This window comes from Streptomyces durocortorensis (assembly GCF_016901035.1).
Taxonomy (GTDB): Bacteria; Actinomycetota; Actinomycetes; order Streptomycetales; family Streptomycetaceae; genus Streptomyces; species Streptomyces durocortorensis.
Genome location: NZ_JAFEUF010000297.1, coordinates 1 through 7,270, shown reverse-complemented (window position 1 = coordinate 7,270; position 7,270 = coordinate 1). Strand labels below are relative to the sequence as shown.

Annotated in this window: 6 protein-coding genes and 1 pseudogene; all 7 read left to right on the top strand. The window is 69.8% G+C overall.

Translation table 11 applies throughout. The features are described from left to right. Positions 1–316: 316 nt before the first annotated feature. Positions 317–505, top strand: coding sequence for a hypothetical protein (locus JS521_RS37045; protein ID WP_239488129.1), 189 nt, complete (start codon positions 317–319; stop codon positions 503–505). A 343-nt stretch (positions 506–848) separates the two neighbouring features. Then, a complete protein-coding gene (locus JS521_RS31915; protein ID WP_003968086.1) occupies positions 849–1,157 on the top strand; it encodes a DUF8827 family protein in 309 nt (102 codons plus the stop codon). Between the two features lie 186 nt (positions 1,158–1,343). Further along, entirely contained in the window at positions 1,344–2,216 is an 873-nt protein-coding gene (locus JS521_RS31910) for a DUF8175 domain-containg protein (protein WP_205086396.1), read from the top strand. Further along, positions 2,206–3,579, top strand: a complete 1,374-nt coding sequence (locus JS521_RS31905) for a hypothetical protein (protein ID WP_205086395.1) — start codon at positions 2,206–2,208, stop codon at positions 3,577–3,579. Before JS521_RS31910 ends, JS521_RS31905 begins: the two co-directional genes overlap by 11 nt. After that, positions 3,576–5,126: an SCO6880 family protein gene (locus JS521_RS31900; protein ID WP_205086394.1), complete on the top strand. Its 1,551-nt coding sequence runs from the start codon at positions 3,576–3,578 to the stop codon at positions 5,124–5,126. The genes JS521_RS31905 and JS521_RS31900 overlap by 4 nt, the downstream gene beginning before the upstream one ends. A 119-nt stretch (positions 5,127–5,245) precedes the next feature. Continuing rightward, positions 5,246–6,673, top strand: coding sequence for an ATP-binding protein (locus tag JS521_RS31895; protein ID WP_205086393.1), 1,428 nt, complete (start codon positions 5,246–5,248; stop codon positions 6,671–6,673). Between the two features lies 1 nt (position 6,674). Beyond that, positions 6,675–7,270, top strand: a pseudogene (locus JS521_RS31890) (type VI secretion protein); the annotation flags it as partial.

Sequence of the window (7,270 nt, the reverse complement as noted above, 5' to 3'; positions counted from 1 at the left end):
GCCCCCGGCCGCACCCGCCTGGCCGGCCGACACCCCCAGCCGCTCCCAGCCGTCGTTGGGCTGCCCGACCACGGTCACTCCACCCACACCGCTCACCCCGTTCTCCTGATCGTGGAGCGGCACTGTGCCAAATGCGTGGTGCACGACATGCCGTACGTCAACACGCGGGGGCACCGGGTCCATACGCACCCGGCCCCGTGGTTCCCGGCCGGGCGAAGCGGTGGCCCCGTTCCCATGGAGCCAAGCGGTTCACCCGAACGAAGGGGGAGGCGGCGCGCACGAGCGCAGACACGGACACACGCACCAGCGCCGGCAGTTGATCACTCTGATCGTGCTGCCGACCGGACTGTGGCGGCTGGCGATGGTGTGCGGGTTCCCGTCCGGATACATCGAGGCAGGCTCCGTACCGTTCGCCCCCGGGCGGCAAGCTGTTGATGCTGACGCTGAGCGTCGCCTCCTCGGGGCCATCACCGTCTCCTACTACCGCCGCACCCGGGGGACCTGACGAACCTGACGGAACATCGAACACGGTGCCGACCGGCGCACCGACGGCTCTCGAACGGCGCATACGAACACGCCGCGCCTCCGTGAACGCTGCAACCGCATCAGAACCCATGGCCACCGTCGTTGCTCCTGGTCACAGCCCGTGATACACAGAGTAACCAGGCATATGCGGGAGGAGCCAGGACGAGCCGCAGGTCAGGGCGGCCGCCCCGGTCAAACGTGCGAGATCCGGGTAAAGAGACCCGGGAAGGCGTCGTGCGAGCGCGGTTTCATCAGCGAAGATAGAAGGCGACCCGTGCCGGACGGCACGGGCAGCGAACTACCCAACAGGGGCGGTGACTTACATGATCCTGGCAGCAGAGAAGGGCGACATCACCACCATCATCGGCGGAATCGCTCCGGACTGGGGGCCGTTCGGGACGCTGGGCAACGAGGCGCGCATCATGATCGAGGTGGTGATGGCCATCGCCATTCTGCTCTGCCTCGGCATCGCGATCTGGGGCGCGGCGAAGCAGCGCATCGGAGCGACGGCGCTGCGCGACACCTTCAGCGCGGAGCAGGGCAAGGGCCTGATCGTGGCAGGGCTGACGGGGGTCTTCATCATCGGCTCCCTGGGAACCCTGTTCACCATCGTGTACGGAATGGCCGTCTGACCCACCGTCGGCCATCCCGATTCGGGCCGTCCCAGCCCGACCCACTCCCCACCATCCGCCCGTCGCGCCCACCGGCTGAGGTTGCGTTTCCCTGATGTCGAGTCACCACACCGCGCCTAAGCGGCAACCAGCACAGCTACCGTCGTCCTGCGCGGATCTGCACACGACCGAGGGAGCGAACGCGGCATGAGTCCCGGTGACGAGCACGACTACCGCGGCAAGGACCAGGGGAGCCGCCCGGACGACCCGTACAGCACGCTCGGCGGCACGCGTCAGACCCGTACCCGTCTCCCCGACGGCGACCCGGGCCACCCCCACACGCGCCGCCCCGCCCGCAACTCCCGCTCCCTCGTGACGATCACCGGCATCGTGGTCCTCCTCGTCGCTGCCATCGCCCTCGCCAACCGTGGCGGTGGCAGCGAGGACGACGCCTCCCCCGGCGCCAAGACCTCCGGAGCCGCAGGAAGCGCCCCCACGGCAGCCACCGGCACCAAGCCCGTCCAGGGCAAGAACGGCACGATCGCCTCCGGCTTCGCCCATGACGAGCAGGGGGCGCAGAGCGCGGCGGCGAACTACTCCGTGGCGTTGGTTTCCGACGGCATGTTTACGCAGGAGAGGCGCCGGGAGATCTCAGAGGCCGTATACGCGCCGGATGTAGCGAGCGCCCGGCAGGGCGACCTGGACAAGATCTACTCCGACGAGTCGTTCCTGACAAGCATCGGCTTGAACCCGGACGGCAGCGCCCCGGAGGGTCTGACCTTCATTTCGCGTGCCAACCCGGTGGGAACCAAGGTGGAGAAGTACGCCGGGGACACCGCGAGTGTCGCCGTCTGGTACTCCGCCCTGTTCGGCCTGGCCGGCGAAGGCTCCAAGAACCCCGTGTCGGAAAGCTGGTACACCACGACCTACGAGCTGCGGTGGGTCGGCGGGGACTGGAAGATCTCCGACTTCCAGCAGAAGGACGGCCCCGTGCCCGTGGGCCGCGATCAAGCCGCCTCTTCCGCGGAGGAGATGGCTGACGCCGTAAAGCAGTTCGGAGGGTTCACGTATGCCAGGTAAGCGATCCCTCCGCAGGCTCTCGATCGCCACGGCCTTCGCCGGTATTCAGGCAGCAGCCCTTCTCTTCGCCGGCCGCGCAGCAGCTGCCCCCACGCCGACGCCATCCCCCTCACCCAGCAACGACCCGTGCGACCTGATCCGTGGCCCCGCCAAGGACTACTGCGAAGGCGGCGAGGGAGCCGGAGCACGCACCCAGGACGTCCCCTCCATCGACGCCACCGACCCCCTCTCCTCCCTGGCCCAAGGCTGCGCCGACGCCGCCTCCTGGATCGTCGGCAAGCTCAGCGAGGCCGTCGACTCCACGGCCAACGTCGACTTCACCAACCCCAAGTTCCTCCAGCAGTACGCCGTCATCTTCGCGGCCTCCACCATCCTCACCCTCGTCCTCTGGCTCCTGGCCGTAGCCAAGCGCGCCATCCGCGGCGTCCCCCTCACCACCGCGATCTCCGAGGCCGTCGGCTTCCTCTGGCTCACCGTCCTCGCCTCGGCCTTCACCCCGCTGATCCTCTACACGATCGTCTCCGCCACCGACGGCGTCACCGAGGTCATCTCCTCCGCGACCGGCGGCCAGACCGACGTCTTCTTCGGCTCGTTCGCCGAAGCCCTCAAGAAGGGCGAGGACATCGGCGGCGGCCCGATCATGCTGATCGTCGTCTCGCTCGTCTCGATCCTCGCCGCCGGCATCCTGTGGCTGGAGCTCGTCATCCGCGCCGCCCTGCTCTACGTCGGCGCGCTCCTCGGAATCGTCGTCTACGCCGGCCTCGTCGACAAGAACATGTGGGGCCACGTCCGCCGCTGGGCCGGCATCATGATCGCGGTGATCATGGTCAAGCCGGTCATCGTCATCGTCCTCGGCCTCGCCGGAGCACTCTCCGCGGGCGACGGCCCCGACGCCTTCTCCGCCGTCGTCTCCGGCCTCTCCATCATCCTGCTGGCCATCTTCGCCTCCGCCATGATCTACCGCTTCGTCCCCGGCTTCGGCGACGAGATCCAGGGCGCCCGCACCAACCGCAAGCAGGCCACCGACGGCTCCCAGGCCGCCGCCCTCATCAGCTCCCCGGCCGCCCTCGTCTCCCAGGGCATCAAGACCCACAGCGGCCGCAACGACCAGAACAGCGGCGGAGGCGGCGCCCGCCCCGCCAACCCGGCCAGCGGCGGCGTCGCCGCCCACAGCTCCCGCACCTCCGGCGGAAGCGGAGGCGGCGGCGGGGTCGGCGGCGGATCTGTCCCCTCCGCCGCACCCTCGCCCCGCAGCGGCTCTTCGCCCACCTCCGGCACCCCCCACAGCAGCCGCTCCTCCCGAGGCGGTTTCGGCAACACAGGCACCACAGGTAACTCGAGCACAGGAGGTGGAGGGCGTTGACGACCCAGTCCCACACGATGACGCCCCGCCGCACGTATCTCATCGGCCGCGCCCGGCCGAACGCGATCGTCGGCAAGAACCGCGAGACCGGCGAGATCGCCCTGATCATCGTCGGCGCGTTCCTCGGCATGATGAGCGGACTCCTCGTCCCCGTCCTCTCCCTCCGCATCGTCTGCCTCGTCGGCTTCCCGATGCTGGCTCTCGCCGTCGTGTACGTCCCGTACAAGGGCCGCACCTTCTACAAGTGGTTCGAGATCAACCGCAGCTTCAAACGCTCCGTCCGCCGCGGCACCGCCTACCGCTCCAGCGCCATGGAGGCCGGCGTCAGCGCCGACGGCCGCGAGGTCGAGATCGGCCCGCCCCCCGGCATCGGCCGGATCAGCTGGCTCGCCGCCCCCTTCGGCCCCGACGAGATCGCCGTACTCCTCCACGCCGACCGCCGCACCGTCACCGCCGCCATCGAAATCGAGGGCCCCGGCGTCGGCCTCCGCGACAGCGAGGACCAGGAAGCCCTCGTCGACCGCTTCGGCACCCTCCTCAAGCACGTGGCCAACGGCGACGGCTTCGTCACCCGCCTCCAGATGCTCGCCCGCACCCTCCCCGCCGACCCCGACGCCCACGCCAAGGACGTCGCCCAGCGCGGCGACAAGGCGTCCCCCGGCTGGCTCCAGGAGTCCTACGACCAGCTCCAGTCCATGGTCTCCACCTCCAGCGAACAGCACCGCGCCTACCTCGTCGCCTGCATGCACTACAGCCGTGAACTGGCCGCCGAGGCCAACGCCATGGCCCGCGCCGCCCGCCCCCACGGCGGCCGCAAGCTCGACCGCGACGCCGGCCTCGCCGTCGTCATGGCCCGCGAGCTCACCGACATCTGCGCCCGCCTCGCCGAGGCCGACATCCGGGTCCGCCAGCCGCTCGGCCAGAGCCGCGTCGCCTCCCTCGTGCACTCCATGTACGACCCCGACCACCCCATCGACCACATCCAGGCCATGACCAAGCGCAACGCCTGGCCCGCCGAACTGGACGCGGTCGAGCCCACGTTCCTCCAGGCCAAGACCCGCGAGTCCACCACCCGCGCCCCCTGGTGCCACGCCACGGCCTGGGTGAAGGAGTGGCCGATGACCCCCGTCGGCGTCAACTTCCTCGCCCCCCTCCTCGTCCACACCCCCGACGTCATCCGGACCGTCGCCGTCTGCATGGACCTCGAACCCACCGAGGTCGCCATCGAACGCATGCTCACCGAGAAGACCAACGACGACGCCGAGGCCAGCCGCCAGGCCAAGATGAACCGCACCGTCGACCCCCGCGACATCGCCGCCCACGGCCGACTCGACCAGCGGGGTGAAGATCTCGCCAGCGGTGCCGCCGGAGTGAACCTGGTGGGGTACATCACGGTGTCGTCCCGCTCACCCGAGGCACTCGCCCGCGACAAGCGCACGATCCGCGCCTCGGCCGGCAAGTCGTACCTCAAGCTGGAGTGGTGCGACCGCGAACACCACCGCGCCTTCGTGAACACGCTCCCGTTCGCCACCGGCATCCGCCGCTGACACGGGCACCCACCAAGCTGACGCGGCCACCCGCAAGCTGACACGGGCAACCGCAACAAAGACACCGACACCGACACCGACACCGACACCAACCCACAACCAGAGAGGGCACCCCCACCATGCGAGACCCCCTGTCCGCATTGTCGGATGCCTTCACCTCCTTCCTCTTCGGCAAGGTGGAGACCACCCGCCTCCCCGTCCGTACGTCCACGGGCCAGGCTCAGGCCGTCTACCTCCCCACCGCCGCCCCCGGCCTCGGCGACTCCGGCGTGATCATCGGCCGCGAGGTCTACAGCGGTAAGGGCTACATCTACGACCCCTTCCAGCTGTACGGGCAACAGCTCCCCGCCCCCCACTGGCTGGTCCTCGGCGAGTCCGGCAACGGCAAGTCGGCCCTGGAGAAGACCTACGTCCTGCGCCAGCTCCGCTTCCGCGACCGCCAGGTCGTCGTCCTCGACGCCCAGGGCGAGGACGGCGTCGGCGAGTGGAACCTCATCGCCCAGGAGCTGGGCATCACCCCCATCCGCCTGGACCCGACCGCAGCCCTCAACGGCGGCATCCGGCTCAACCCCCTCGACCCGTCCATCACCACCACCGGCCAGCTCGCCCTGCTCCGTACGATCATCGAAGTCGCGATGGGCCACGGCCTCGACGAGCGTTCCGGCTTCGCGCTCAAGGTCGCCCACGCCTACGTCACCGCGACCATCACCGACCGCCAGCCGGTCCTGATGGACATCGTGGAGCAGCTGCGCCACCCCGAGCCCGAGTCCGCCGAGGCGATGAACGTCGACATAGACGATGTACGGGCCTGGGGCCTGGACGTCGCCCTCGTCCTCGACCGCCTCGTCGACGGTGACCTGCGCGGCATGTTCGACGGGCCGACCACCGTCGGCATCGACCTCGACGCGCCCCTCATCGTCTTCGACCTCTCCCACATCGACCGCAACTCGATCGCGATGCCGATCCTGATGGCGATCGTCGGCGTCTGGCTGGAGCACACCTGGATCAGGCCCGACCGCAAGAAGCGCATCTTCCTGGTCGAGGAGGCGTGGCACATCATCAACTCGCCCTTCGTCGCCCAGCTCTTCCAGCGCCTGCTGAAGTTCGGACGCCGCCTCGGCCTCTCGTTCGTCGCCGTCGTCCACCACCTCAGCGACGTGGTGGACGGAGCAGCGGCGAAGGAAGCGGCGGCGATCCTCAAGATGGCCTCCACCCGCACGATCTACGCGCAGAAGACGGACGAGGCCAGAGCGACCGGCCGGGTCATCGGCCTGCCCCGGTGGGCCGTCGAGATCATCCCGACCCTCACCCCGGGCATCGCCGTCTGGGACGTCAACGGCAACGTCCAGGTCGTCAAACACCTGATCACCGAGGCCGAACGCCCCCTGGTCTTCACCGACCGCGCCATGACCGAGGGATCGGCCCCGGACGCGGACGACCTGCTCCCCGAGGACATCCGCGCCGCCGAACTGGAGGCGGAGCAACGGGCGGCCCGGATCGAGCACCAGCAACGGATGAACGAGTCGTCAGAGTCAACGGTGGCCTGACATGGCACGCCGACCACCGCGGGGCCGCGGCAACGGCCGCGCACATCAAGGCGGTTACGACGGCCCCGCCCATCACGACGGTTACGACCGCCGGCCCCCGGGCAGCGGCGGCGTCCCGGACGGCCTGCTGATCGGCCTCCTGGCCCTCTTCCTCGCGGCCACCCTGGTCGCCTGGACGGCCACCGGCCTGGCCGGGCTCTTCGCCCACGGCGCCTGGCCGGACGGCGTGACGTTCACCCGCTCCCCGCTCGCCCTGCGCGAACTGGCCACCGCCCCCCAGGACCTCGCCGCGGCCTGGCCGGGAACACCCCCGGCCCAGCTCTCCGGATACGGCCTGTTCTGGGGCCTGTTCATCGGCGAACTGCTGGTGCTGCTGGTCTTCACGGTGTTCACGCTCGGAGTGGTGTCCCGTGGTCGTGCGGTACGGGAACGACGCCGCGAGGAACAGGCCTTCGCCGCACACGAGCAGCAGCTCCCCACAGAGAACCCGCAACCAACGCTGCCGACCCCGGCACCGAGACTGCCGCCCCCGGCCGGCAGGGGCTTCCCCGCAGGCGCGGAACCACAGACAACACAGGCACCCCCACCCCCCGCAGC

What these genes read in the sequence shown, in the direction of transcription:
- JS521_RS31915 (WP_003968086.1), top strand. Translation starts at nt 849, where the DNA reads ATGATCCTGGCAGCAGAGAAGGGCGACATCACCACCATCATCGGCGGA.
- JS521_RS31910 (WP_205086396.1), top strand. Translation starts at nt 1,344, where the DNA reads ATGAGTCCCGGTGACGAGCACGACTACCGCGGCAAGGACCAGGGGAGC.
- JS521_RS31905 (WP_205086395.1), top strand. Translation starts at nt 2,206, where the DNA reads ATGCCAGGTAAGCGATCCCTCCGCAGGCTCTCGATCGCCACGGCCTTC.
- JS521_RS31895 (WP_205086393.1), top strand. Translation starts at nt 5,246, where the DNA reads ATGCGAGACCCCCTGTCCGCATTGTCGGATGCCTTCACCTCCTTCCTC.